Genomic DNA, 22,866 nt, shown 5'->3' with positions numbered 1-22,866 from the left:
TTGAGGCGCAAGCTTATGGCCCATCGAAACGTTTTGCGTTACACGAACGAAACAATTCTTCAGAGGGATAACCCTGTCGGGAAGTGTCCCAACTGGCGCAGAAGTTTTGAAGCTAGCAACGTATCGTCAAGAACTGCTGCACCTATAAGAAACGATACGCCAGGGCCGCTCAATTCAACAGGCTACGCGGGGAGAACACCGCTTCGGGGAGAGTGCCATGGAACAGGCAAACAAAGATCGATCGCTGGTCAGCAAGGTGATGGACGGACTCGTCACCGGCATCGTCGAAGAGAAGTACGGCGCGATCCTGCCACCGCAGGATGTGCTGTCGAAAGAGTTCGACGTCAGCCGCACCGTCATGCGCGAGGCGCTGTCGATGCTGCTCGCGCGCGACATGCTGGACGTGCGGCCGAAAATCGGCACGCGTATCCGGCCGATGAGCGACTGGCGCATGATCGACGAGGACGTCGTGAACTGGCGGTTTCGCGCGAAGCCCGATCCGCTGTTCCTGCGTGACGTGATCGAGTTTCGCATCCTGATGGAACCGCGGGCGTCGGCGCAGGCGGCCGCGCGGGGCAGCGCCGCGGACATCGCGGGGATTCGTGAGGCGTTCGAGGTGTTTCGCGTGATCCGCCCGGGCGAGGCCGGCTATCAGGAAGCCGACGAACTGTTCCATACCCGCATCGTGGTGGCGAGCGGTAATCAGTTCTTCAAGCAGATGGCAGCGATCGTGCGCGGCGCGCTCTCGACGGTGAATCCGATCGTCACCGACAAAGACGGCCTGTGGGAAGGCGCCGTGAGTTCGCATCAGCGCGTGCTCGAAGCGATCGAGCGGCGCGATCCGAACGAAGCCGAAATTGCGTCGCGGGCCTTGATCGACTTTACGGCCGGCGAAGTCGGAGGCAAATTTTCAGCGGAGCCACCCACGCGCGTCTAAGCGCGGATACGGTGGCCTCGTTTTACTGCGAGCTCTCCTACGGGATACAGCGGATCACGGCAGACGCCATCGGATCTCCACGCGTGCACGTTCGGCATGCGCGACAATAGCGCCTGTTCTGAACCGCATGGACCCGAAGAAACGATGACGATTGCAACGCAGGAAACGCCCTCGAACCGCGTGATTCGCTGGGGGATTGTCGGCACGGGCCGGATTGCCCGGCGCTTTGCGCAGAGTCTTGCGCATGTGCCGCATGCGCGGATCGGCGCGCTGTGGTCGCGTCGCGCGGAACCGGCGCAGGCCTTTGCCGAGGAATTCGGCGGCGAGGCATGCGCGAGTTTCGGCGCGCTGCTCGCAAGTGGTATCGACGCGCTCTATATCGCTACCGTCCAGGACAGTCACGCCGACTATGCGATCGCCGCGCTGCAAGCCGGCCTGCACGTGTTGTGCGAAAAACCCGCCGCCATCAACGGGCCGCAACTCGAGCGCGTGCTCGATGCCGCGCGCGCCGCGCAGCGGCTCTTCATGGAAGCGATGAAGCCGCCGTTCTACCCGCTCTACAGACAATTGCGCGAGCATCTCGCGGCCGAACCGATCGGTGACGTCGGGCTCGTGCGTGCGGGCTGTTCGGTGCCGGGCGTGCCGCACGATCATCCGTCACTGTCGTTCGAGCATGCGGGCGGGGCGCTGCTCGATATCGGCATCTACGAAATGTTTCTCGCGGTGGACTGGCTCGGCGCGCCGTACGAAGTGCAGACGCTCGGGCGACTCGGCGCGACGGGCGTCGATACGTTCGCGAGTCTGAATAGCCGGCACGAGCGCGGCATCGCGCAGCTTTTCTGCGGGCTCGATCTCCATGGCAAGGGCGATGCGCTGCTGATGGCCCCAGGCGGCCACGTGACGATTCACGAGCCGTGGTGGAATCCGTCGCGCGCGACGATCCGCTACGCCGACGGCCGCGTGATCGAACTGGACGCGCCGTTCGAAGGCGGCGGTCTGAACTACGAGACCGCGCACTTCTGCGATTTGATCCGCGCAGGGCTGCTCGAGAGTCCGGTGATGCCGCACGCCAGATCGTTGCAGATGATCGCGATGGCCGATGCGGCGCGTGCGACGCTCGGGCTGAAGTTCGCCGGGGAGTGAGCGCCGCGGGGCCGCGCCGAAGACGCGCCGCCCCGCGCTCCGGTGGTACGATGCCCGCGGGCCCGCCGCTGCGCCATGCTGCGCGCGTGCACGCCGCATTCGAATTCTTTCCACTGGAGCCTCGCCATGCGCATGCTCGGCAAACTGTGGCGCGACAGCCGAAGCCTCGTCGCGTTTCTCTTCCTGATGGTGCTGTTTCGCAGCGCCGTGGCCGACTGGAACGTCGTGCCGAGCGGCTCGATGCTGCCGACGATTCGCGTCGGCGACCGGATCTTCGTCGACAAGATGGCCTACGATCTGCGCGTGCCGCTCACGCATATCGCGCTCTTGCATTTGCATGATCCGCGGCGCGGCGACATCGTCACGATCGATTCGTCGGCCGCGCACGAGCTAATGGTCAAACGCTTGATCGGCTTGCCCGGCGACAGCGTCGCGATGCGTGAGAACGTGCTGTATGTGAATGGCGTTCGCGCCGATTACCAGCCGCTGAAACTCGCGCCGCTGTCGGGCGATGCCGTGTCTCACGGCGATTATCTGACCGAGCGTTTCGACGGCGTTGCACATACGGTGCGGCTCGCGCCCGACGCGCCGAGCCCGCGCGATTCGTTCGGTCCGGTCATCGTGCCCCCGGGCAAGTATCTGATGCTCGGCGACAATCGCGACGACAGCGCCGACTCGCGTTACTTCGGCTTTTTCCCGCGTACGGAATTGATGGGCCGCACGCGGCGCGTCGCGTTCTCGCTCGATCCGGAGCACTACTACGCGCCGCGCTTGGAGCGCTTCGGCGCGCCGCTGGACGCGGCCTCACCGCTCGCCGGCCGCTAGAGTCGGCGAGCAGGAGCCGGGCGCTCAGTGGCGCGACGGCAGCGCAAGGCGCCGTTCGTACCAGCGCTGCGCCCATTCGAGCACCTGGCATAGCACCCAGTACACCGCGGCGGCGGCGAGATAGAGCGGCAGCGGTTGATAGGTCGACGCGATCATTTCCTGCGCGCTGCGCAGCAGCTCGGTCACGGTGATCACCGACACCAGTGAGGTGTCCTTGATCAGGCTGATCAGACTGTTGGACAGGCTCGGCACCGCAATGCGCAACGCTTGCGGCGCGATCACGTAGCGCAGCGTCTGGCGGCGCGAGAGTCCGAGGCTATAGGACGCGAGCCATTGGCCGCTGGGAATCCCGAGAATCGCGCCGCGCATGCTCTCCGACAGATACGCCGCCACGTTCGCCGACAGTGCGATGACGCCGGCCGGCGTCGGATCGAGCGAAATGCCGAAGCTCGGCAGGCCGTAGTAGATCACGAAGATCTGCACCAGCAGCGGCGTGCCGCGCATCACGCTCACGTAGATGCGCGCGATCCAGTTCAGCAGCCGGTTGTGGCTGATGCCCATCAACGCGAGCATGGCGCCGGCAATCAGGCCGAAGATCATCGACAGAACCGCGAACTTGACCGTCAGGACGGCGCCCTGTGCGAGCACAGGAAGCGATTGGACGAGCAGGGAGGTGGTGGACATGAGCGGTGGTCTGGTTGGCGCACAAAGCGCACATCATAAACTTTGGCGGGCGTTAAAGGCGCGGATGCCGTGGGGAATTGCATGCGCAGGGGGCGCGCGTATCGATAGAGACGGGGCGGCGCGACGGGGGACGCGGTTTTTCATACGCGGTCGGTGTGGCGCTGCGTCGCTTGCGTCATGCGCTGCGAGCTGTCGCGTCACACAGCAGTGTGCGGGCAACGCGCCGTCCGGCGGCGGGAAGGCCCGGGCAATGCGGGCTCACGCCGCACGCACGGGCCCCGTGCCGCAGAAACGCGAAGGGCGGCATCGCCGAGGATGCCGCCCTTCGTTTTATACCGCGTGTCTTACTTGATCGGCTTGCTGACGTCGATACCGAACCACTTGTCCGAGATCTTCGCGAACGTGCCGTCCGCTTCGAGCTGGGTCATCGCATCGGCGATCGCCTTGGCGAACTTTGGGTTGCCCTTCCTGAACGGAATGCCCGACGGGTTGCCCGCGCCGACGTTCGCGCCAGTGCGCAGGGGCAGCTGCGAGTTCTTCAGCAGGTACGCAAGCATCAGACGGTCGTTGAGCGCCGCATCCAGCCGCCCGGCGGCCAGATCGCGCAGATACTCGGGCGCGCCCGGATACGTCTTCACGTCGATGCCCGGAACCGACTTCGCCATGTCCATGTAATTCGTGCCCAGACCGACGCCGAGCTTCTTGCCCTTCAGGTCTTCGAGCGTTTTGAACTCGCGCGTGTCGCCTTTACGCTGGATCAGCTGCGCAGCCGAGTACGTGTAGGCCGGCGAGAAGTCGAGGGCCTGCTTGCGCGCGTCCGTGATGCCGACCTGGTTGACGATCACGTCGAACTTGCCCGCCTGCAGACCGGCGATGATGCCGCTCCATTCGGTCGTGACGAATTCCGGCTTTACCCCGAGCTTCGCGGCGACAGCCTTGGCGATGTCGACGTCGTAGCCGACCAGCTCACCCGACGGCGCCTTCGAGTTGAACGGGGGAAAGGTGCCTTCCAGACCGACGCGCAGCGTGCCGCGCTGCTTGACCTGATCGAGCAGGTCTTCCGCGTGCGCGGCGACGGCGGTGAACGACGCGCCGATCAGACCGGCGACCAGAAGCTTTTTCAGCAGGCCAAATTTCATCGTGTTCCTTTTTATACGTCTGGCGTTTTAACGGACGAGAGCTTAACTAAGTGGCTATCGAAACCAAAATATCGTTTGTGTATGTCTATATTACCGGGTCGCCCGAAGTCTCAGGCCGACCCGGGCTGTGATCGATCGCAACTCAGCGCAGCGCCTGCGCGCATTCTGCCACCAGCGCGGGACCGCGATAAATGAAGCCCGTATAGAGCTGCACCAGCGACGCGCCGGCCGCCAGCTTCGCGCGTGCATCGTCGCCCGAGAAAATTCCGCCGACGCCAATGATCGGCACCGTCTCGCCCACCTCGGCGCGCAGCTTGCGGATCACTTCGTTCGAAGCGTCGAACACTGGCTTGCCCGACAGGCCGCCGGCTTCGTCGCCGTGCTGCATACCGGCGACGGCGGTGCGCGACAGCGTCGTATTGGTCGCGATCACGCCTTCGAAGCGGTGGCGCAAGAGCGTGTCGGCGATCGACTTGACCTGTTCGTCGTCGAGGTCCGGCGCGATTTTCAGCGCGAGTGGCACCAGCTTGCCGTGCAGGTCGGCGAGGCGCTGCTGCTTATCCTTGAGCGCGGCGAGCAGCGCGTCGAGTTCGCCCGCGCCTTGCAACTGGCGCAGGTTCTTCGTATTCGGCGACGAGATGTTGACCGTCACGTAGCTCGCGAACGGGTACACGCGCTCGAGGCAGTACAGGTAGTCTTCGGCGGCGCGCTCGATCGGCGTATCGGCGTTCTTGCCGATGTTCAGCCCGAGAATGCCGCGGTAGCGCGCCGCTTGCACGTTCTTCACGAACTGGTCGACGCCCGCGTTGTTAAAGCCCATCCGGTTGATGACCGCGTTCGCCTGCGGCAGGCGGAACATGCGCGGGCGCGGGTTGCCAGGCTGCGCGCGCGGCGTCACGGTGCCGACTTCGATGAAGCCGAAGCCGAGCGCGGCCAGTCCGTCGATGCAGGCGCCGTCCTTGTCGAGACCCGCCGCCAGCCCGACCGGATTGCGGAACGTAAGCCCCATCACGGTACGCGGCGCGTCCGGCACATGCGGCGCGAGCGCGCCCGCAAGGCCGGTGCGGCCGGCGGCGCCGAGCATGCGCAAAGTCAGGTGGTGAGCGTCTTCCGCGTCCATGCGAAAGAGTTGAGCGCGAACAAGCGGGTAGAGGGAACTGAACACAGGACGAAGCCGGGCGGCCGGAAAATGAGAACCCGTCATTTTACCGGTTTTGCGTTTTAATGAGATCGGTCGACGGAATCCGCGCCGTTGGCGCCGACGCCAGCGTTGAATCAGCGGCGCGGTGAATGGCGCGCCGCGTTATGGCCTGAGCGGTCCGCGCTTGCCGTGAAGCGCCAGATCGACCGGCGGCAGATCGATGCTTGCGGGATCGAGTACGCGCCACGCGCCGTCGATCAACCCTTCGAGCGGGCGGAAATTCGCCTTGTACGCCATCTTCGGGCTCTCGCGGATCCAGTAGCCGAGATACACGTACGGCAGCTTCAGGCTACGCGCCTGTTCGATCTGCCAGTAGATGTTGTAGGTGCCGAAGCTGGTTTGGGTGAGCCCCGGCTCGAAGAACGTGTACACCGACGAGAGCCCGTCGCCAAGAATGTCGATCATGCTGATCATGCGCAGGATGCCGGGCGCGTCCGGCCGGTCCGGCAGCGGCTCGCGGAATTCGACGAGGCGCGAATTGATCCGGCTCTGCAACAGGAACTGCTCGTACTGGTCGCGGCTGTCGCGGTCCATGCCGCCGCCCGCATGCCTGGCCGACTGGTAGCGCATGTACAGCGCGTAGTGTTCTTCGTCGTAATGGAGCGGCGCGACGCTGGCGACCATTTGGCCGTGCTTCTTCCACACCCGCCGCTGCGTGCGGTTCGGCTCGAACTGCTCGACCGGCACGCGCACCGGCACGCAAGCGCGGCAGCCGTCGCAATACGGCCGGTACGTGAAGACGCCGGAGCGCCGGAAGCCCGCCTTGACGAGATCGGTATAGACGTCGGAGTTGATCAGGTGACTGGGTGTGGCAACTTGCGAGCGCGCGATGCGGCCATCCAGGTAACTGCAGGGATAGGGCGCCGTTGCATAAAACTGCAACGCTGAAAGCGGAGAAAGAGGCAGCTCGTTGGGATGAGTCACGTTGGCAGCTCGCGAAGCGTCTCTGGTAATGCGAACCCGGCGCCCTGCAGTTTTGTCACCCGCGGCTCGGTGGACGGCGGGTCCGGATTCGGCCTGATTCTTCCTTCCTACGCCGCCCGCGTGACGATTTCGAGCAACGCGGTCTTGTCGAAGCGCCAGGGAATGGGCGCTGCGTCGACAGACGCGCGAACATGCGCGATGAACGCCTTGCGCGCTATCTCGCGACCGCCCAGCGATGCCAGATGCGACGTGTTCTGCTGGCAGTCTATCATTTCTATTTCGTGACGGCGCAAGTGGCCGACCAGCGCGGCCAGCGCGATTTTCGACGCGTCGGTGGCCTGCGCGAACATCGATTCGCCGAAGAACATCTTGCCGAACGACACGCCATAGAGGCCGCCCACCCGCTTGCCTTCGAACCAGCTTTCGATGCTATGCGCATCGCCCACCCGGTGCAGCGACGAATAGGCTTCGACCACGTCGGCGGTGATCCACGTGCCGCGCTGTCCGCGTCGCGGCGCTTGCGCGCAGGCGCGCATCACGGCGGCGAAATCAACGTCGACGCGGATTTCCCACGCGTCGTCGCGCAGCACGCGCCTGAGCGTCTTGCGTAGCGACGGCGACAGTTTGAATTCGGCGGGACGCAGGATCATGCGCGGGTCGGGGCTCCACCACAACACCGGCTGGCCGTCCGAATACCACGGGAAGATGCCGCGCCGATAGGCGTCGATCAGCCGTGAGGGCAACAGATCGCCGCTCGCCGCGAGCAGGCCGGGCGCGCCGCTCGTCGGGCCCAGTGCGCGCTCGACGGACGGGAACGGATCGTCAGCTCCGAGCCAGGGAACCATGCGCGCCGCTCAACCTTCGCGCAGCGAGCGGAAGATATCGCCCGTGTGCAGGCCGAAGCTGCCGGTGGCGCGGTCGGCGAAAAAGAACCGTAGCGTCTGGCCAACGGTGGGGAAGGCGATCTCGTCCCACGGAATTTCGTGTTCCTCGAAGAGTTTGACTTCGAGACTTTCCTCACCCGCGGCGATGTCGAGATCGAGCAGGCGCGCCATGTAGAACAGATGCACCTGATGCACGTGCGGCACGTTCAGCAGGGAGAACAGGCTTTGCACTTCGACGCGCGCGCCGGCTTCTTCCAGCGTTTCGCGCGACGCCGCCTCGGCGGTTGTTTCACCCATCTCCATGAAGCCCGCGGGCAGCGTCCAGTAGCCGTAGCGCGGTTCGATCGCGCGGCGGCACAGCAGCACCTTGTCGTCCCAGACCGGGACGGTGCCGACCACGTTGCGCGGATTCTGGTAATGCACCGTGCCGCAACTGCCACAGACGAAGCGCTCGCGGTTATCGCCCGGCGGGATGCTCAGACTGACGCCGTGGCCGCAGACAGAACAGAATTTCATAGGAAGGGGACGAGAAGGAGTGATGGGAGTTTATCACTGGGGCGGGGGTTTAATTGGGACGAAGGCCTGTGGCGGAGCGAGCGTCGGAATCGCCCCATGAGGCGCGGACCTGATCGCTTCGGAGTCCGATGGACGGCCGGCGTGACGCGCGTCGTGTGGAAATCCGATGCGTAGTAGCGCGTGGAAGATCTGGAGCAGATCGCGCAAAGACAAAAGAGCCGGGCGAGGGGAATGTGCGGGAGGCACAGCGCAAGAACCCGGTGACAGCGCAAAACAAAAAAGGCTTGCCGGTTTGGCAAGCCTTCAATGTTTTTCGACGATTCCAACCGATTGATGCTCGTGGTTGCGGGGGTAGGATTTGAACCTACGACCTTCGGGTTATGAGCCCGACGAGCTGCCAGACTGCTCCACCCCGCGTCCGTCGAAGAAAAGATTATAGGACAAAGCTTACGCTAGTGCAACAGCTATTTAAGAATCGCCTTCACTTCGCGCGTCGTGCCGGGCACCGCACGATACGACGCTTACGCCGCTTACGCGGCTCCGAAGTCGCCGCACGCATTGACCGCGTCGCATGCGGCAAAGCTCGCCATGAACGCTGCGCTAGAATCAGATTCTCTTTGCGCGGCTCGCCAGCCGTTCACGCCGGACCACGAACCATGGCGAGCGCCTCAACTCCTCCCTTGCTCTGAAATCCATGGATATCGCTCACGATCTGCAGGTGATTGCCGCTCAGGAACACGCCCTGGTGTTCCCTCAATTCGATGCCGACCGCGCATGGCAAATCGGCGCCTATCTGCACGAGGTTGCGAAGGCGCGCGGCATCGCCGCTGCGATCGACGTGCGCACCTTCGGTCAGCCGTTGTTCTTCAGCCTGCTGGGCGGCGCGACGCCGGACAACGTAGATTGGGCACGCCGCAAGGGCAACACGGTCGCGCATTTTCGCCGCAGCTCGTATGCGATTGGCCTGAAGATGCAACTGGCGGGCAGCACGCTCGCCGACAAGCACGGCTTGCCGAACACGGAATACGCCTCGCACGGGGGTGCGTTTCCGTTGACGGTGGCGGGCGCGGGCGTGATCGGTTCGATCACCGTGTCCGGCTTGCCGCAGCGTGCCGATCACGAGCTGGTGGTGGAGGCGCTGTGCGCGCATCTCGGCCACGACTACAGCAAGCTCGCGCTTGCCAAGGGCTGATGCAATGCGGGTGCCGCCGTACGCATTGCTGGGCATCGCGATCGTCGCCGAAGTGGTTGCGACGTCCGCGATGCGAGCTTCGGAAGGCTTTTCGCGGCTCCTGCCGTCGGCGATCGTGGTGCTCGGCTATGGCGTGGCGTTCTATTGCCTGTCGCTGACGCTGCGCAGCATTCCCGTCGGCATCGTCTACGCGGTGTGGTCGGGCGCGGGCATCGTGCTGATCACGCTGGTCGCGCTGCTGCTGTACCGCCAGGTGCCCGACGTGCCGGCGATCATCGGGCTCGGACTGATCGTTGCCGGCGTCGCCGTGTTGAACATCTTCTCGAAGATGCAGGCGCATTGATCCAGCGAAGCCACGCCGCGTCCGCCGGTGATCAGGATCTCGTCCGCCGCAGGGCCATGGTCGACGTTGAGCGTGACGTCGGCGCCGGCGTGCAGTGGCGCCCAACGTTGCGGATGGCGCTTACTTGCAGCGTACGATCATCGAGCGGTTTTTCACGTTGGCCGATACGACGTTGGTGACGCTGCCGCCCGCGGTGCCGCCTTCGTCGTTATCTTTCGACACGATCTCGTAACCGGTCGCGCCACATGCATTGCCAGCCTGCACGTAGCAGGAGGCCCAGCTGGAAGCGGCGTCGGCGCCGCTGCAATTCACGGCGAAACCGGTCTGGCCGTTCGGCAGGTTGATCAACGAGGTGGTGTTCGACGATGCGCAACCGGCGAGGCCCGCGCCCAGCAGCACCGCGGCGGGCAGGGCGGCCGACAGCGCAGCCCGGCGGACCAGCGCGAGCGCGGTAGTGGATCGGAAGCGGCCGGCGCGGCGCGGTTGAGTCCGCAGTTGCGTCATAAAATGCATCGTGATGATTTCCTTTCTGGTGTTCAAGTGGTTCGTGGTCTCGACGCCGCCACGCGACGCGCGCGCCGACAGCTAGGGTGTCTCGATCGTGATGCCCGCTGCGCTGACCAGGCGGCGGCTTTCCGCGCCGCTTTCAGTGGCCGCGTCTTCCCAGATGCTGATGGCTTTCGGAATGTCGATGCCATGGCTTTCGGCATACGCAAACCACTTGTTCGCCGCATCCGGCTCGGGCAGTTCCTGGTTCTGTAGAAAATATTTTCCCATATTGCGCTGGTCGCCCTCGAAATCGCGTCTTGCGGCAGCACGGATCGTGCCGACGTCGAAGTTCGACCCGCACGGCTCGAACAAGTGCAATGCGCAGCTACGCCGATACGCATCCGGTAGAACTTATCGGTGCGCGAGGCGCCTTACTTACTGGCTGTTTGCCAGAAGCGCATGCGTGCGACGGCATCTGCGGACCTGCGGCGAAGCGCAGGCCGACGCGCCGCGCGCGGCGCTCTCCATCAATCGCAACGAGGAGGAAAAACTATGGCTGAACGGGTCAGCGGACCTTATCGCGGCTATTACATCAGCGCCGCCGCGCGCTTCGTGCCGGCCACCGATACGCCGGAGGCGGGCGGCACCTACGTCGGTTCGGTGAGTCTCGCTGAACACGGTCCGGACGATCCGCGCCGGATGGAAACGCTGCTGGATCTCGGCGGCGAGCAACGCTTCGGCAGCGAGGCGGACGCGCTGGTTTTCGTGGAACAGGCGGCGCGCGACTATGTCGACCGTCTATTGGGTGGACACTGATGGCAGCACGGAATACGGGCAAACTCGCCGCCGCAGGCGCACAAAAGAGCGCATCTGGAAACGCGCCCGAAAACTCGGAAGAGCGCCCCGCGGCCCGCTGGACCGCGCGCCGGCCGCGCGAGTACCATAGCGGGGTTGGCGGCGCGCGGCCAGTTCTGGCCGGCGCCGCCTTCCTGCCGGAACCTTCTGATGAGGCGACCATGGAAATTCGGTTTCCCGCGGACGCGCCTGCCTACCGCGGCTCCAATCTGACCGTAGTCTTTCCCGCGCTGGTGGACGGCGAGCCGGTACCGTGCGCGATTTCGGTCGAAGCGCTCGAAGACCACTTCGGCGCCTACACCGAGGACCGCGAAGGCTGGCTGCGCGCGTTCGATGCCGGCCGTCCGCGCATCGAGGCCGTGGCGCGCGAGCACTTGCAGATCAGCAACGGCACACCTGTGCTGCTCAAGAGCGGCCATTTCCCACCCGGTAAGATGGCGGACTAGTCCGGCTCTCGCGCGCCTCATACGTGCCGCACATTCGTGCGACGCGCGGCAACGATACAGTCCGATCGACCTGCACCGGTTTCGCTGGCATGTGCCGCCCCGGCGCGGGCTGCGTCATTCAAACCGTTTTCGCGGCGCTTCGCTGCGTCGCGCCGTGAGTCGAAGCCGCGTCGCGCGCGGCTTCGACGCAGCGCCGGATCCCTTCCTCGTACGGCGTTTTGACGATCGGGCCGATCAGGCTCGTCAGCGCAGAGTCGTCGAGCACGACCGGCTCGGTCATCAGGTAGTTCATCTCCACCAACTCGCGCATCAGCGGATTGACGAGGCCGAGCACGCGCAGCAGGGTCTTGCCGGCCACCATCAGCTTCGGTGCGCGGCCCGCCAGCGCGTAAGCCTGCTGCGCCACTTCGCGCTGCGTGAGCGTGCCTGCGCCGGCGAGGTGCCACCAGCGTCCATAGGCTGCGAGCGTGCGGGTGAGCGTCTCGACCACCGGCCCGATGTCCGGCAGGTAAATGAATTCGTGCGGCACGTCCACCGGGCCGATCATCTGCGCACGCTTTCCGGCGACGGCGCCCTCGAATACGCCGTTCAGCAGGCTGCGCTCGATGCAGGGACCGTAGAAGTCGGGCAGACGCAGCACCAGCGTCGAAAGGCCCTGCTGGCCGTGCGCTGCCAGCACGAGATTTTCCTGCGCGAGCCGCATCCGGCCTTTGAATGTGTGCGGCGCGCGCGGATGATCCTCGCGGATCGGATTGCCGCGCGCGCGACCGTATGGATACACCGTGCCGATCAGAATGAAGCGCTCCACGCCCGCCGCCACGACGCCGGCGAGCGTTTTTTCCATCAACGGCGGATGGGCGGCGAACTGGTCGTACGGCACGCCGACCAGGTAGATCACGGTCTGCAAGCCGGCGGCCGCCGCGCGAATCGACGCGGCGTCGTCGGGATTCCACGTGACGATTCCGGCGCGCGGGTCGTGGCCGAACGCCGCTTCGAGCGGCTCGCGCGAGCGGCCGACCACGCGGTAGTCACGACCCGCCGCGCTCAGCGCCGCCGCGATGATCCGGCCGGCCGCACCCGCGGCGCCGAACAAACCCACTTTCCCTGGCTCTTCCATGACGACCCCTCGCAGGCTGCGCCGAAGCGCACTCGCACATTCAGACAACGATTGAAATTTACTGAACACCGTTCAGTAAACAGTGTTCAGTTTAAATTGACTTTTCAGTTTGTCAATCTGAAAATGTCCGACATGGGAATCGCCGAACGAAAAAGCCGCCAGAAACAGGCGCTGCGCGAACGCATCCTCGATGCCGCGCGGCGCATCGTCATGGGTGAAGGTTTCGCCGCGCTCTCGATGCGCAAGATCGCCGACGCCATCGAATATTCACCCGCCACGCTGTATCTGCATTTCGCGAGCCGCGACGAGATCGCGCATGCGTTGTGCGCAGAGGGTTATGCGCAATTGCTGCAGACCTTCGTGCCGCTCGCGGGGATCGTCGATCCGGCTGAGCGGTTGAAGGCGCTCGGGCGCGCTTATGTTGCGTTCGGCGTCACACATCGGGAGACGTATCGGCTGATCTTCATGGAGGATCAGAGTTATATGGGGGCGGCGCTGGCCGGCGCGGGGGCTTCGGTTGCGGGTAAGGCCAACGCGCTCGCCGACGACAAGTTGGCGCTCAGCGCGACGGACCCAATGACATCGGCGACCCCACCAGCTATCGAGGTGAACGACGACGCGGCCACCACCGCCGCCGCCGACGACCCCGGCGCGGCTGCATTGCACTTGATGATTGCGGCGCTCGATGCACTCAAAGCGGCGGGGCGCCTGCCGGCTTCGACGGATACCGCTGTGTGGGCCGAGGCATTTTGGGCGACCCTGCACGGCATCGTCGCGCTGAACCTCACGTGTCCGGTGTTTCCAACCGCATCGCTCGATACGGTGGTGGATGTTGCACTCGACGCCTGGCTCGGTGCATCACAAGCGGTGCCGCACACCGCGCCACCCGCCGCACGACGCGCCTCGCCATCGCGCCGCGTCGCGAGTACGGCCGGTGCGGAGAAGAAACAATCCGCACACAGGCAGACCACATCTCCCGGCGATCGCGGCAGTGCCCCGTCGTCGCCGGGCGCCGGTGGCAAGCCGGGCAAAGCGCCACGAGGCAAGACCCAGCGTCCGGCCACGAAGCGCAAAACCCCAGGCACGTGATAACGTTCAATTCCATTTCACTCAACGCCGCTGGGCCTCGTACGCCATGTCCATTTCCGCCTCGCCCGCCGTCAGCGACGAAGTCGCGACTTACGTAGCCAACCGCATCGGCTTCATCGAACTGGAAAGGCCGAAGGCGCTCAACGCACTGTCGACCGGCATGATTCGCGCGATCCACGCGGCGCTCGATCAGTGGCGCGACAATCCAGACGTGCTCGCCGTCGTGGCGCGCAGCCAGCACGCCCGTGCGTTCTGCGCGGGCGGCGATATCCGGTTTCTGTACGAGTCGGCGCAGCGCGGCGAGCATGACGCGCGCGACGTGTTCTTCATCGAGGAATACCGTCTCAATCACGCGATCTTCACTTATCCGAAGCCGTACATCGCGTTGATGAATGGCGTCGTGATGGGCGGCGGTATGGGCATCTCGCAAGGCGCGCATCGCACCGGTGGCCTGCGCGTGGTCACCGGCTCGACGAAGATGGCGATGCCCGAAACGCGCATCGGGCTCTTTCCCGATGTCGGCGCGAGCTGGTTTCTGGCACGCACGCCAGGCGCGATCGGCCGCTATCTGGCGGTGACCGGCGAGACGATCGGCGCGGCCGATGCGCTCTACGCGGGCCTTGCCGATGTGTATGTCGACGATGCGGCCTTGCCCGCGCTGCTCGACACGTTGCGCAGCGAACTGTTCGAACGCGGCGCGGATGTGGTTGCCTGCCTCGAGCGGGCGGCGCTCGCCCAGCATGTCGTGCCGGCGCCGGAGGCTTCCTCGCTGGCGGGCGCGCGTGCGTTGATCGACCGGCATTTCGCGTTGCCCGATGTCGCGCGGATTCTTGCGTCGCTCGAACAGGAGCGCGCCCAGCAGGGCGATGCAGCGGAGTGGGCCGAACAGATGATCGGTGTGCTGCGTGAGCGCTCACCGCTGTCGATGGCGGTGTCGCTGGAAGTGGTGACGCGTGGGGAAGGGTCGATGGCCGACGTGCTGCGCCGCGATCTCGATCTGACGCGCTCGAGCTTTCTTGCGGGCGACACGCTCGAAGGCATTCGGGCGCGCATCATCGATAAGGACAACGCGCCGCGCTGGCGCTTTGCGCGCATTGAAGACGTCAGCGCCGCCGACGTGGAGAAAATGTTCGAGAGCCCGTGGCCGGCGGACGAACATCCATTGCGTGATTTGCGCGGTTAAAGAGGGCGAGTGAAGTGAACGGGTTGAGGTGGGCAAGGTTGCGGGCATCAATCTGCAAGTGCGCTGGCGTAAAGCCCTGAAGCCCGCAAAGCTACGAGGCGAGCCTTCGGCGTGCCAGCCGCGTATCGCCGCAGTCGACTCACCCTCAGTCTTCTCACTCTTCGTCTTCGCTCGCCATAAAGGCGCGCATGAACACCAGCGCGCCCCAGCCCCACATTGCGTTCGCCGCGAACCCCACCGCAAGGCGCGGCAGCATGTTGCCGCTCGGCCAGATGCCGCGCAGCGGGTCGATCACGAACACGCTCGCCGCAGTCAACACGACACCGCCGAACACGAAAGCCGGCACCCACGGCGCACGCCGGTGCGGCGCGACGCGCAGCAGCCACGCCATCAGCACGGCCCAGAACGCGCTCCAGATTGCATTCGCGATGAACTCAGGCAGCCCGAGCGGTAAGAACGGCGCTGTCGAAAAACCGGTCGGATCGATCATGCCCGCTGCGTGCATCAGCGCCAGCGTGGATTCGTGAAAGAACAGGGATGCCAGAAAACCAGCGACGAACGGCAGGATGAGTTTTTGCATGCATTGCACCGCCAGGGTACAGGCGGCGTCATTCGCGTGGCCTGCACCGGATTATTGGAAACGTGCGCCATTATATATAGGGGTACCCCGGTTTCCGCGTGCATAAAGCGCAACACCCGTATGCTTTAACGTCGGGCTAATCACGAAAGTGGAAAACCTAAGCTAAAAAAAATCGTTCAAAAGGCGCCCCCCGATCCATAGACTGCTTCTTCATGCAGACGGCGTTCGGCGCCGTCGTCCGTTAATCGAGCGCGTCATGCGCACGTCTGGTCGAGGGAAGCCGTCGCGATGTCCTGCCTGATGCCGATCTTCACCCGCCGCATGGCGCAAGCGCGCCGGCGCTCTCGCCCGTAGCGCGCGCCACCACGCCCATTTCTCACTCGTTTTCGTTGCACCGCCCGGCCGTGTGCCGGCCGGATGCGCGCGGCCGGCGCGTGCGCGGACGCGTCCGCACCGTCCCCGTTCAACCCAGTTTCGAACAAGCAGGAGCAGCAAAATGAATGTGTTCTGGTTCATTCCGACGCACGGCGACAGCCGCTATCTCGGTACGTCCCAAGGCGCACGCGCAGCGGACTACGACTACTTCCAGCAGATCGCCGTCGCCGCCGATACGCTCGGCTACGAAGGCGTGCTGCTGCCCACGGGCCGTTCGTGCGAAGACGCCTGGGTCGTCGCTTCGAGCCTGATTGCCGCGACCAAACGGTTGAAGTTCCTGGTGGCGATCCGTCCGGGTCTTTCGTCGCCCGGGCTGGCCGCGCGCATGGCGGCGACCTTCGACCGTCTGTCGAACGGGCGTCTGCTGATCAACGTCGTGACCGGTGGCGACGCGGCCGAACTGGAAGGCGACGGCGTGTTCGTGGATCACGACACGCGCTATGAAATCACCGATGAGTTCCTGCACATCTGGCGCAAACTGCTCAGCGCGTCGCACACCAACGACGCGATCGACTTCGAAGGAAAGCATCTCAGTTCGAAAGGGGGCAAGGCGTTGTATCCGCCGGTGCAGAACCCGCATCCGCCGCTGTGGTTCGGCGGTTCGTCGCCGGCCGCGCACGACATGGCGGGCGAGCATATCGACACCTATCTGACGTGGGGCGAGCCGCCGGAGGCGGTGGCGAGGAAGATCGCCGACATTCGCGCGCGCGCCGCGGTGCACGGCCGCGAAATCAAGTTCGGCATTCGCCTGCACGTGATCGTGCGCGAGACCGAAGAAGAAGCCTGGGCCGCCGCCGACAAGCTGATCAGCAAGCTCGACGACGACACCATCGCCCGCGCGCAGGCCTCGTTCTCGAAGATGGACTCCGAAGGCCAGCGCCGCATGGCCGCGCTGCACGGCGGCAAGCGCGGCGGGCGCGCCGAACTCGAGGTCTATCCGAATCTGTGGGCGGGCGTGGGCCTCGTGCGGGGCGGCGCCGGGACCGCGCTGGTCGGCAATCCGGGGCAGATCGCCGCGCGCATGAAGGAGTACGCCGAGCTCGGCATCGACACTTTCATCCTGTCGGGCTATCCGCATCTGGAAGAGTCGTATCGCTTCGCCGAACTGGTGTTCCCGCTGTTGCCGAACCGCCGCAACAAGGTTTCGAATGGTCCGCTGTCGGGGCCGTTCGGCGAGATCGTCGGCAACAACTATCTGCCGAAGGCGGCGAGCGCGAGCTGAGCGCACGGGTGCCTCCGGCACGGACGAGCTTCGACAAGCAATGAGGAAAGCAACCATGACTCAAGCCACTCTGGGCGCGTCTCGCGGCGATGCGAACGCAAACGCGGGGGCGCACGCGAACGCAAGCCCCGACGCGGGCACGCTGCGCCGCATCGGCGCGCATCTGGCGCCATGGATCGCGCCGCTCGTGATTCTGCTCGCGTGGGAATTCGCCGCGCGCAGCGGCGTACTGTCCACGCGCGTGCTGCCCGAACCGCTCGCGGTCGTGAAGGCGGCGTGGTCGCTGATCCAGTCCGGTGAAATGTGGGCGGACGTGAAGGTCAGCACGTGGCGCGCGGTGTCGGGATTCGCGATCGGCGGCGGCATCGGTCTCGTGCTCGGACTCGCGACAGGCCTGTTCAAGCCCGCCGAAGTCGCGCTCGATTCGACCGTGCAGATGATCCGCAACATCCCCTCGCTCGCGATGATCCCGCTCGTGATCCTGTGGTTCGGCATCGAGGAGCAGGCGAAGGTGTTTCTCGTCGCGCTCGGCGTGTTTTTCCCGGTCTATGTGAACACGTTTCATGGCATCCGATCGGTCGACGCCAACCTGATCGAAATGGCGCGCAGTTATGGCGTGAAGGGTTTCGCGCTATACCGCCATGTGATTTTGCCGGGTGCGTTGCCGTCGATTCTCGTCGGCGTGCGGTTCGCGTTGGGGCTGATGTGGGTCACGCTGATCGTCGCCGAGACCATTTCAGCGCAATCGGGCATCGGCTACATGACGATGAATGCGCGCGAATTCCTGCAAACGGACGTGGTCGTGGTCGGCATTCTGCTGTACGCGGCGCTCGGCAAACTCGCCGACGTGCTCGCGAAGAGCCTGGAGCGCGTGTCGCTGCGCTGGCATCCGGCCTACCAACGAGGAGCGAAAGCATGAACGCAACGACATTGTCGGCTTCGTTCGGTGCGATTGCGGGCAGCGATCTCGAAGCCGAACTCGCGCAGCCGCGGATCGCCGATCACGACGCGGACCAGGCCGCTGGCTTTGAGCAGGCCGCTTCGACGCACGGCAAGCCGCGAGTGACGACGCGGAGCGACGCGCTCAGAACCGACGGCACGCTCGCGCGCAACGGCACGCCCGACGCGTCCCGTTCGTCGTCCGATTACTCGGTGCAGTTGCATGGCGTCGGCAAGCAGTACGGCGGACGCAAGGTGTTGTCCGACTTCGATCTGTCGATCGAGCGCGGCAGTTTCGTCGCGATCGTCGGCCGCAGCGGTTGCGGTAAGTCGACTTTGCTGCGGCTCGTCGCGGGCCTCGAAAAGACCAGCGCGGGCGTGCTCGACAAGCGCGCCGAAGACGGCGGCCCGCTCGACACCCGCATCATGTTCCAGGACGCGCGCCTGCTGCCGTGGAAGAGCGTGTTGCAGAACGTGATGCTCGGTCTTGGCCGCAGCGCGCGTGAGGATGCGCGCGCCGTGCTCGCCGAAGTCGGCCTGCTCGAACGCGCCGCCGATTGGCCGGCGCAGCTCTCCGGCGGCCAGCGGCAGCGCGTGGCGCTGGCGCGGGCACTCGTGCATCGTCCGCAATTGCTGTTGCTCGATGAGCCGCTCGGCGCGCTCGACGCGCTGACGCGGATCGAAATGCACGCGTTGATCGAACGCCTGTGGCGCGAGCATCGGTTCACCGCGCTGCTCGTCACGCACGACGTGCATGAAGCCGTGGCGCTCGGCGACCGGATTCTGCTGATCGAAGAAGGGCGCATCGCCCTCGATCAGCCGGTCGCGCTCGATCGTCCGCGGGCGCGCGCATCGGCGGGCTTCGCCGCGCTCGAAGACCACGTGTTGCAACGCGTGCTGAAGAACGCGCCGAACGACGACGCGCTCTCCGATCGCCCGTACGACGCGCGTGACGCTGGCCGTCTCACGCGGCCGACAGACGTCCGCTGGGCCATCTGAGTTTGCTGGCCTGACCTGCTTTTAACCGCATCTCTGGAGTCACTCGATATGAGCATTTCCGCAATCAACGTACGCAATCAGTTCAAAGGCAAGATCAAGGAAATCATCCGCGGCTCGGTGGTGTCCGAGGTGGATGTGGAGACGCCGTTCGGCATCGTCACATCGGTGATCACCACGCGCTCGGTCGACGAACTCGAACTGAAGGTCGGTTCGGAAGTGGTCGCGCTGGTGAAGTCGACGGAGGTGTCGATCGCGCGCCTGTAGCGTGTAAAGCCGCCGCTATTTCGCGTTCGCGCCGCTGGCGGGCGGCTCGTGCATCATCCGGTCGTTGGTCGGCTGGCGCGGACGTTTGATCGGCATGTTGTCCGGATTGCTTGAACCACCGGAGCTGGAAGCGGCTTCGGGCGGTTTTGCCATCGACGCGCTACTGTCCGCTGGCGCTGTTTTCGCAGTTTGTGCGAATGCCACGGGGGTGATGCTGATTGCGGTGGCCGCTGCAAGCGCGATGCCGGCGCTCGGCGTTGTCCATCTGCTTCGCTTCATTGGATCCTCCGCTGCGATGAGGTGGGATGCTGGCTGTCCCCTGGCGCCGAATATGGCGATGGACCTGGTGGGGACGCTGGTGCCGGGTACCGACTTCCCATCCGCTCTTCGGCGCCCATCACTCTGATACGCCGACATTCGCTCCCGCGCGGCCGGCAATGCTTGCGGGGGAAGCGTTTCATGATGACTTCCCCGGGTATCGGCGGCTCGCGCGAGGCGAGCTTGACGAGACCGTATGGCGGAGGCTGCCTGCGGACAGCGGTCATGAAAGGGAGTAGGCAAGCTGCAGACGAGCAAGCTCCATACCTCGGTCCAACGCCCCCGCGCCATGTCTATGCGTTGAGCGCACCTGCATACGTCCCCGAAAGTTGCTAGGATGAATTGAACATCCCGACGGAGACGGCCATGTCGAAGTCATTGAGTCCCGAAGCGGTTGAAGCGTTGCGGCGTCTGAACGACGTCGGCGTCGGTCAACCGGCGCCGCAGCTGGCGCAGTCAGTCACCGCGGAATTGCTGGCGGGGGGCCTGGTTGCCAGAACGGGCGGGGAAGTCCAGATCACCTGTAGCGGACGGCAGTATCTTTCCGGCGATTGCGATTGATCGCCTGACAGGAAGGGCAGTCCGCAAAGGCGCCGCAGCGTGCCGCGGAGCGGTGCGGTGCGTGCGCTCGCCGGAGCCGCTGGCCGCCTATTTCACCCCGGCACACAGCACTCATACAACACACTCACGGAGGCGGACATGGAGCCGAAGGGCCTCGACATGGGGGACTACGAGGAGCGTTATCAGGACTACGACATCGAGGTGGCAGTCGAGCAGGTGCTGACGGGCGTCAAGGCGCATTTTCGGGTGCTGCGGGAGGGCACCGTGGTAGTCGATTGGCGGCTCGTGCATATCGACAGTTTGTGGTCGACCGAGCGTGCCGCCGCCGAGGCCGGCTTTCAAGCGGCGCGGGAATTGATCGATGCGGGCCTGGCGACATCGTGGAGGGGATAACGCAAGCCCGGATGTCCAGCTTTGCCGCCGAGCCATGCTTCCTGAAGCGAACCGGAGCGCAGTGGACCGGGCGGGCGCGTTGTTCATCGCAATTCGAGAGCACGATCGATTCGATCAACCATCGGCTCGGGGTTTTGCGAGCGGGTACTCGAGGCAGACGTGTTGCACCTCGCACGCTGCGCTGTAAACGCCACTGGGCGCCGGCATCAGTCCTGCATGCGCGGCGCCCAGTCAGGCCGCTGCCCTTGCAGGCAGCGGATTCGACGGCGAGTGCTTAGTGGCCGAAGAAAACCGATTGCGGACCCGAAACCGGCTCACGCGTACCCGATTGCGACGACACATTCTTCACGCCGCCGTATGCATTCGCTTCGGTTTTGGCGCGTTCAGCCGCAACGGTTTGCGCGTTCTGACCTTGCTGCGAAGCCGGTGCGCCGACCGACGGACGATAGAACGGTGCCGGGCCGTAGCCGCTAGCAAAAGCGGGGGCGGCGATCGAGGCAGAAGCGGCAACCAGCAGGGCGGCGATGAGCTTGGTCTTCATGGTGTAACTCCGATAACGTTTCGACTTCATTTCAGGAAGGCGTCGCAGGGCGGTGGGGTGCCGCTGCAACGTCGATGTGAGGCAGTGTATACCCCTACTATCGAAAATTTGTGTCGATAAGCTGAAATTACTATTCCTGATTTCGGAATAATTCATCTCAGGCATGCGGCGTAAGCCTCGGCGGCGATCGGGCCCTGATGACCAAGCGGTTTTGTAGTTCAAAGGCCTGTTGGCAGGCGGGTTATTGGGAATGGCGGGCGCCGCCTTGGCGAGCGAGGCGAAGCTGGGGTGAATCCGGCCATTGCGACGGCCGGACATCCACCCCGACCAGGCGGTTTCCCGCGTTGCGGTAAAATTAGGGTTTTGATTCACGCCGTCCGACTGCCCATGTCTTCACCTCGAACTCCCAGCCCGCGCCGCGTCTCAGTGGCGCCGATGATGGACTGGACTGATCGCCACTGTCGCTCGCTGCATCGCGTCATCTCGCGCCATACCTGGCTTTACACGGAGATGGTGACGACCGGCGCGCTGCTCCATGGCGATGTCCCGCGCCATCTCGCGTTCACTCCCGACGAAGCGCCCGTCGCGCTGCAACTGGGCGGCAGCGAACCCGCCGACCTCGCCCGTTCGGCGAAACTCGGCGAGCAATGGGGTTATGACGAAATCAATCTGAACTGCGGGTGCCCGTCGGAGCGTGTGCAGCGCGGTGCGTTCGGCGCGTGCCTGATGAACGAGCCGCAACTCGTGGCCGACTGCGTGAAGGCGATGCGCGACGCGGTCTCGGTGCCGGTTACGGTCAAGCATCGTATCGGCGTCGACGCGGTCGAGGAATACGGCTTCGTGCGCGATTTCGTCGGCACGATTGCGGATGCCGGCTGCAACGTGTTCGTCGTGCACGCGCGCAATGCGATCCTGAAGGGCTTGAGTCCGAAGGAAAATCGCGAAATTCCGCCACTCAAGTACGACTACGCGTACCAGTTGAAGCGCGACTTCCCGGAGTTGGAGATCATCATCAACGGCGGCATCAAGACGCTTGATGAAGTCGAGCTGCATCTTCAACACGTCGATGGTGTAATGCTCGGGCGCGAGGCTTATCACAACCCGTATCTGCTCGCCGAGGTCGACGCGCGCTTCTATGGTTCGACGCAAACGCCGCTGACGCGCGAGCAGGTCGAAGCGAAGCTGATCGACTATTGCGCGGCTGAAATGACGCGCGGTACGTATCTTGGCGCGATCACGCGCCATGCGCTGGGTCTATATCGCGGCGAGGCAGGAGCGCGCGGCTGGCGTCGCGTCCTGTCCGATAGCAAACGCCTGGCCGCGCGCGATCTGAGCATCTTCGACGAGGCAAGACAGCATCTGCGTGAGCCGATCGAAATTTTTGAATAAAGGACTAGGCAAAGGGAAATCTTGTTCGTATAATCTCGTTTCTTCATCGACGAGCCAGTTTTTTCCGGCAAGTCAAGCAGATGTCAGTGGTGGCTGTAGCTCAGTTGGTAGAGTCCAGGATTGTGATTCCTGTTGTCGTGGGTTCGAGCCCCATCAGCCACCCCAAAGAATTCAGGCGGTAATGTTTTGCAAACGGCGTTGTGAGAAATCACAACGCCGTTTTTGTTTTGGTGCTCGTTCGGTGACTGGCTCGAGCCG

28 protein-coding genes and 2 tRNA genes are annotated in these 22,866 nt (G+C 64.5%); 17 read left to right on the top strand and 13 right to left on the bottom strand.

Features of this window, described 5'->3' with window-relative positions:
- Positions 1-217 precede the first annotated feature (217 nt).
- From CIC12_RS00715 to lepB, 3 genes are all read left to right on the top strand, one after another.
- Entirely contained in the window at positions 218-937 is a 720-nt protein-coding gene (locus tag CIC12_RS00715; protein ID WP_168661228.1) for a FadR/GntR family transcriptional regulator, read from the top strand.
- Between the two features lie 144 nt (positions 938-1,081).
- A complete protein-coding gene (locus CIC12_RS00710; protein ID WP_238812272.1) occupies positions 1,082-2,080 on the top strand; it encodes a Gfo/Idh/MocA family protein in 999 nt (332 codons plus the stop codon).
- Between the two features lie 126 nt (positions 2,081-2,206).
- Positions 2,207-2,905: a signal peptidase I gene (gene lepB / locus CIC12_RS00705; RefSeq protein ID WP_168661224.1), complete on the top strand. Its 699-nt coding sequence runs from the start codon at positions 2,207-2,209 to the stop codon at positions 2,903-2,905.
- Between the two features lie 24 nt (positions 2,906-2,929).
- Here lepB and CIC12_RS00700 read toward each other — a convergent pair whose 3' ends face one another.
- From CIC12_RS00700 to CIC12_RS00670, 7 genes are all read right to left on the bottom strand, one after another.
- Positions 2,930-3,589, bottom strand: a complete 660-nt coding sequence (locus tag CIC12_RS00700) for an amino acid ABC transporter permease (protein ID WP_168661222.1) — start codon at positions 3,587-3,589, stop codon at positions 2,930-2,932.
- 344 nt (positions 3,590-3,933) lie between these two features.
- Complete coding sequence (locus CIC12_RS00695) at positions 3,934-4,728, bottom strand: cystine ABC transporter substrate-binding protein (RefSeq protein ID WP_168661220.1); 795 nt, start codon at positions 4,726-4,728, stop codon at positions 3,934-3,936.
- A gap of 142 nt (positions 4,729-4,870) precedes the next feature.
- Positions 4,871-5,932 carry a quinone-dependent dihydroorotate dehydrogenase gene (locus CIC12_RS00690; RefSeq protein WP_174771848.1) on the bottom strand — a complete coding sequence of 354 codons (1,062 nt, stop codon included), beginning with the start codon at positions 5,930-5,932 and terminating at the stop codon, positions 4,871-4,873.
- A gap of 99 nt (positions 5,933-6,031) precedes the next feature.
- Complete coding sequence (locus CIC12_RS00685) at positions 6,032-6,853, bottom strand: arginyltransferase (RefSeq protein ID WP_168661216.1); 822 nt, start codon at positions 6,851-6,853, stop codon at positions 6,032-6,034.
- Positions 6,854-6,960: 107 nt separating this feature from the next.
- Positions 6,961-7,698 carry a leucyl/phenylalanyl-tRNA--protein transferase gene (gene aat, locus CIC12_RS00680; RefSeq protein WP_168661214.1) on the bottom strand — a complete coding sequence of 246 codons (738 nt, stop codon included), beginning with the start codon at positions 7,696-7,698 and terminating at the stop codon, positions 6,961-6,963.
- A gap of 9 nt (positions 7,699-7,707) precedes the next feature.
- Positions 7,708-8,253: an NUDIX hydrolase gene (locus CIC12_RS00675; RefSeq protein WP_042323950.1), complete on the bottom strand. Its 546-nt coding sequence runs from the start codon at positions 8,251-8,253 to the stop codon at positions 7,708-7,710.
- Between the two features lie 340 nt (positions 8,254-8,593).
- Positions 8,594-8,670: transfer RNA gene (locus CIC12_RS00670), tRNA-Met, on the bottom strand.
- Between the two features lie 277 nt (positions 8,671-8,947).
- On the opposite strand from CIC12_RS00670, the gene CIC12_RS00665 reads away from it, so the two are divergent.
- Together CIC12_RS00665 and CIC12_RS00660 are read left to right on the top strand one after the other, a co-directional pair.
- On the top strand, positions 8,948-9,445 hold the full coding sequence (locus tag CIC12_RS00665) for a heme-degrading domain-containing protein (RefSeq protein ID WP_168661212.1): 498 nt from the start codon (positions 8,948-8,950) through the stop codon (positions 9,443-9,445).
- A 10-nt stretch (positions 9,446-9,455) separates the two neighbouring features.
- The gene (locus CIC12_RS00660; protein WP_425497361.1) at positions 9,456-9,788 is read left to right on the top strand and encodes a DMT family transporter; all 333 of its coding nucleotides are present in this window, start codon (positions 9,456-9,458) and stop codon (positions 9,786-9,788) included.
- A gap of 120 nt (positions 9,789-9,908) precedes the next feature.
- Here CIC12_RS00660 and CIC12_RS00655 read toward each other — a convergent pair whose 3' ends face one another.
- Positions 9,909-10,301, bottom strand: coding sequence for a hypothetical protein (locus tag CIC12_RS00655; RefSeq protein WP_174771847.1), 393 nt, complete (start codon positions 10,299-10,301; stop codon positions 9,909-9,911).
- Positions 10,302-10,373: 72 nt separating this feature from the next.
- Entirely contained in the window at positions 10,374-10,565 is a 192-nt protein-coding gene (locus CIC12_RS00650; protein ID WP_121319474.1) for a hypothetical protein, read from the bottom strand.
- Between the two features lie 264 nt (positions 10,566-10,829).
- Here CIC12_RS00650 and CIC12_RS00645 point away from each other — a divergent pair, with 264 nt between their 5' ends.
- Both CIC12_RS00645 and CIC12_RS00640 read left to right on the top strand, forming a co-directional pair.
- Positions 10,830-11,093, top strand: a complete 264-nt coding sequence (locus CIC12_RS00645) for a hypothetical protein (RefSeq protein WP_168661210.1) — start codon at positions 10,830-10,832, stop codon at positions 11,091-11,093.
- 200 nt (positions 11,094-11,293) lie between these two features.
- Complete coding sequence (locus CIC12_RS00640) at positions 11,294-11,578, top strand: DUF1488 domain-containing protein (RefSeq protein ID WP_168661208.1); 285 nt, start codon at positions 11,294-11,296, stop codon at positions 11,576-11,578.
- A 118-nt stretch (positions 11,579-11,696) separates the two neighbouring features.
- Here the strand turns inward: CIC12_RS00640 and CIC12_RS00635 are convergent, their stop codons facing one another.
- Positions 11,697-12,695 carry an NAD-dependent epimerase/dehydratase family protein gene (locus CIC12_RS00635; protein ID WP_168661206.1) on the bottom strand — a complete coding sequence of 333 codons (999 nt, stop codon included), beginning with the start codon at positions 12,693-12,695 and terminating at the stop codon, positions 11,697-11,699.
- A 132-nt stretch (positions 12,696-12,827) separates the two neighbouring features.
- On the opposite strand from CIC12_RS00635, the gene CIC12_RS00630 reads away from it, so the two are divergent.
- Complete coding sequence (locus CIC12_RS00630) at positions 12,828-13,784, top strand: TetR/AcrR family transcriptional regulator (RefSeq protein WP_168661254.1); 957 nt, start codon at positions 12,828-12,830, stop codon at positions 13,782-13,784.
- Positions 13,785-13,830: 46 nt separating this feature from the next.
- A complete protein-coding gene (locus tag CIC12_RS00625) occupies positions 13,831-14,967 on the top strand; it encodes an enoyl-CoA hydratase/isomerase family protein (protein WP_168661205.1) in 1,137 nt (378 codons plus the stop codon).
- Between the two features lie 154 nt (positions 14,968-15,121).
- Here the strand turns inward: CIC12_RS00625 and CIC12_RS00620 are convergent, their stop codons facing one another.
- Positions 15,122-15,547, bottom strand: a complete 426-nt coding sequence (locus CIC12_RS00620; RefSeq protein ID WP_168661203.1) for a hypothetical protein — start codon at positions 15,545-15,547, stop codon at positions 15,122-15,124.
- Positions 15,548-16,043: 496 nt separating this feature from the next.
- Between CIC12_RS00620 and ssuD the strand changes: the two genes are divergently transcribed.
- The 4 genes from ssuD to CIC12_RS00600 are packed head-to-tail and all read left to right on the top strand — an operon-like array spanning position 16,044 to position 19,406.
- Positions 16,044-17,204 carry an FMNH2-dependent alkanesulfonate monooxygenase gene (ssuD, locus tag CIC12_RS00615; protein ID WP_168661201.1) on the top strand — a complete coding sequence of 387 codons (1,161 nt, stop codon included), beginning with the start codon at positions 16,044-16,046 and terminating at the stop codon, positions 17,202-17,204.
- 55 nt (positions 17,205-17,259) lie between these two features.
- Positions 17,260-18,123: an aliphatic sulfonate ABC transporter permease SsuC gene (ssuC, locus tag CIC12_RS00610; protein ID WP_168661199.1), complete on the top strand. Its 864-nt coding sequence runs from the start codon at positions 17,260-17,262 to the stop codon at positions 18,121-18,123.
- Positions 18,120-19,142 carry an ATP-binding cassette domain-containing protein gene (locus CIC12_RS00605; RefSeq protein WP_168661197.1) on the top strand — a complete coding sequence of 341 codons (1,023 nt, stop codon included), beginning with the start codon at positions 18,120-18,122 and terminating at the stop codon, positions 19,140-19,142. Before ssuC ends, CIC12_RS00605 begins: the two co-directional genes overlap by 4 nt.
- A gap of 48 nt (positions 19,143-19,190) precedes the next feature.
- A complete protein-coding gene (locus CIC12_RS00600; RefSeq protein WP_074763818.1) occupies positions 19,191-19,406 on the top strand; it encodes a TOBE domain-containing protein in 216 nt (71 codons plus the stop codon).
- 15 nt (positions 19,407-19,421) lie between these two features.
- Here CIC12_RS00600 and CIC12_RS32865 read toward each other — a convergent pair whose 3' ends face one another.
- Positions 19,422-19,685: a hypothetical protein gene (locus tag CIC12_RS32865; protein ID WP_238812270.1), complete on the bottom strand. Its 264-nt coding sequence runs from the start codon at positions 19,683-19,685 to the stop codon at positions 19,422-19,424.
- A gap of 405 nt (positions 19,686-20,090) precedes the next feature.
- On the opposite strand from CIC12_RS32865, the gene CIC12_RS00590 reads away from it, so the two are divergent.
- Positions 20,091-20,285 carry a hypothetical protein gene (locus CIC12_RS00590; protein WP_168661193.1) on the top strand — a complete coding sequence of 65 codons (195 nt, stop codon included), beginning with the start codon at positions 20,091-20,093 and terminating at the stop codon, positions 20,283-20,285.
- Positions 20,286-20,423: 138 nt separating this feature from the next.
- Positions 20,424-20,678 (top strand): DUF6566 family protein, encoded by a 255-nt coding sequence (locus CIC12_RS00585; RefSeq protein ID WP_168661191.1) that lies wholly within the window; start codon positions 20,424-20,426, stop codon positions 20,676-20,678.
- 274 nt (positions 20,679-20,952) lie between these two features.
- Here CIC12_RS00585 and CIC12_RS00580 read toward each other — a convergent pair whose 3' ends face one another.
- On the bottom strand, positions 20,953-21,219 hold the full coding sequence (locus CIC12_RS00580) for a hypothetical protein (protein ID WP_168661189.1): 267 nt from the start codon (positions 21,217-21,219) through the stop codon (positions 20,953-20,955).
- A gap of 387 nt (positions 21,220-21,606) precedes the next feature.
- Here CIC12_RS00580 and dusA point away from each other — a divergent pair, with 387 nt between their 5' ends.
- Together dusA and CIC12_RS00570 are read left to right on the top strand one after the other, a co-directional pair.
- Complete coding sequence (gene dusA / locus CIC12_RS00575; RefSeq protein ID WP_168661187.1) at positions 21,607-22,608, top strand: tRNA dihydrouridine(20/20a) synthase DusA; 1,002 nt, start codon at positions 21,607-21,609, stop codon at positions 22,606-22,608.
- 89 nt (positions 22,609-22,697) lie between these two features.
- Positions 22,698-22,773, top strand: a tRNA-His gene (locus tag CIC12_RS00570).
- Positions 22,774-22,866: the final 93 nt, after the last annotated feature.

This window comes from Paraburkholderia sp. SG-MS1 (assembly GCF_012275575.1).
Lineage (GTDB): Bacteria > Pseudomonadota > Gammaproteobacteria > Burkholderiales > Burkholderiaceae > Paraburkholderia.
The sequence above is the reverse complement of the archived record's forward strand: the minus strand, read 5'-3'. Positions and strand labels throughout refer to the sequence as shown.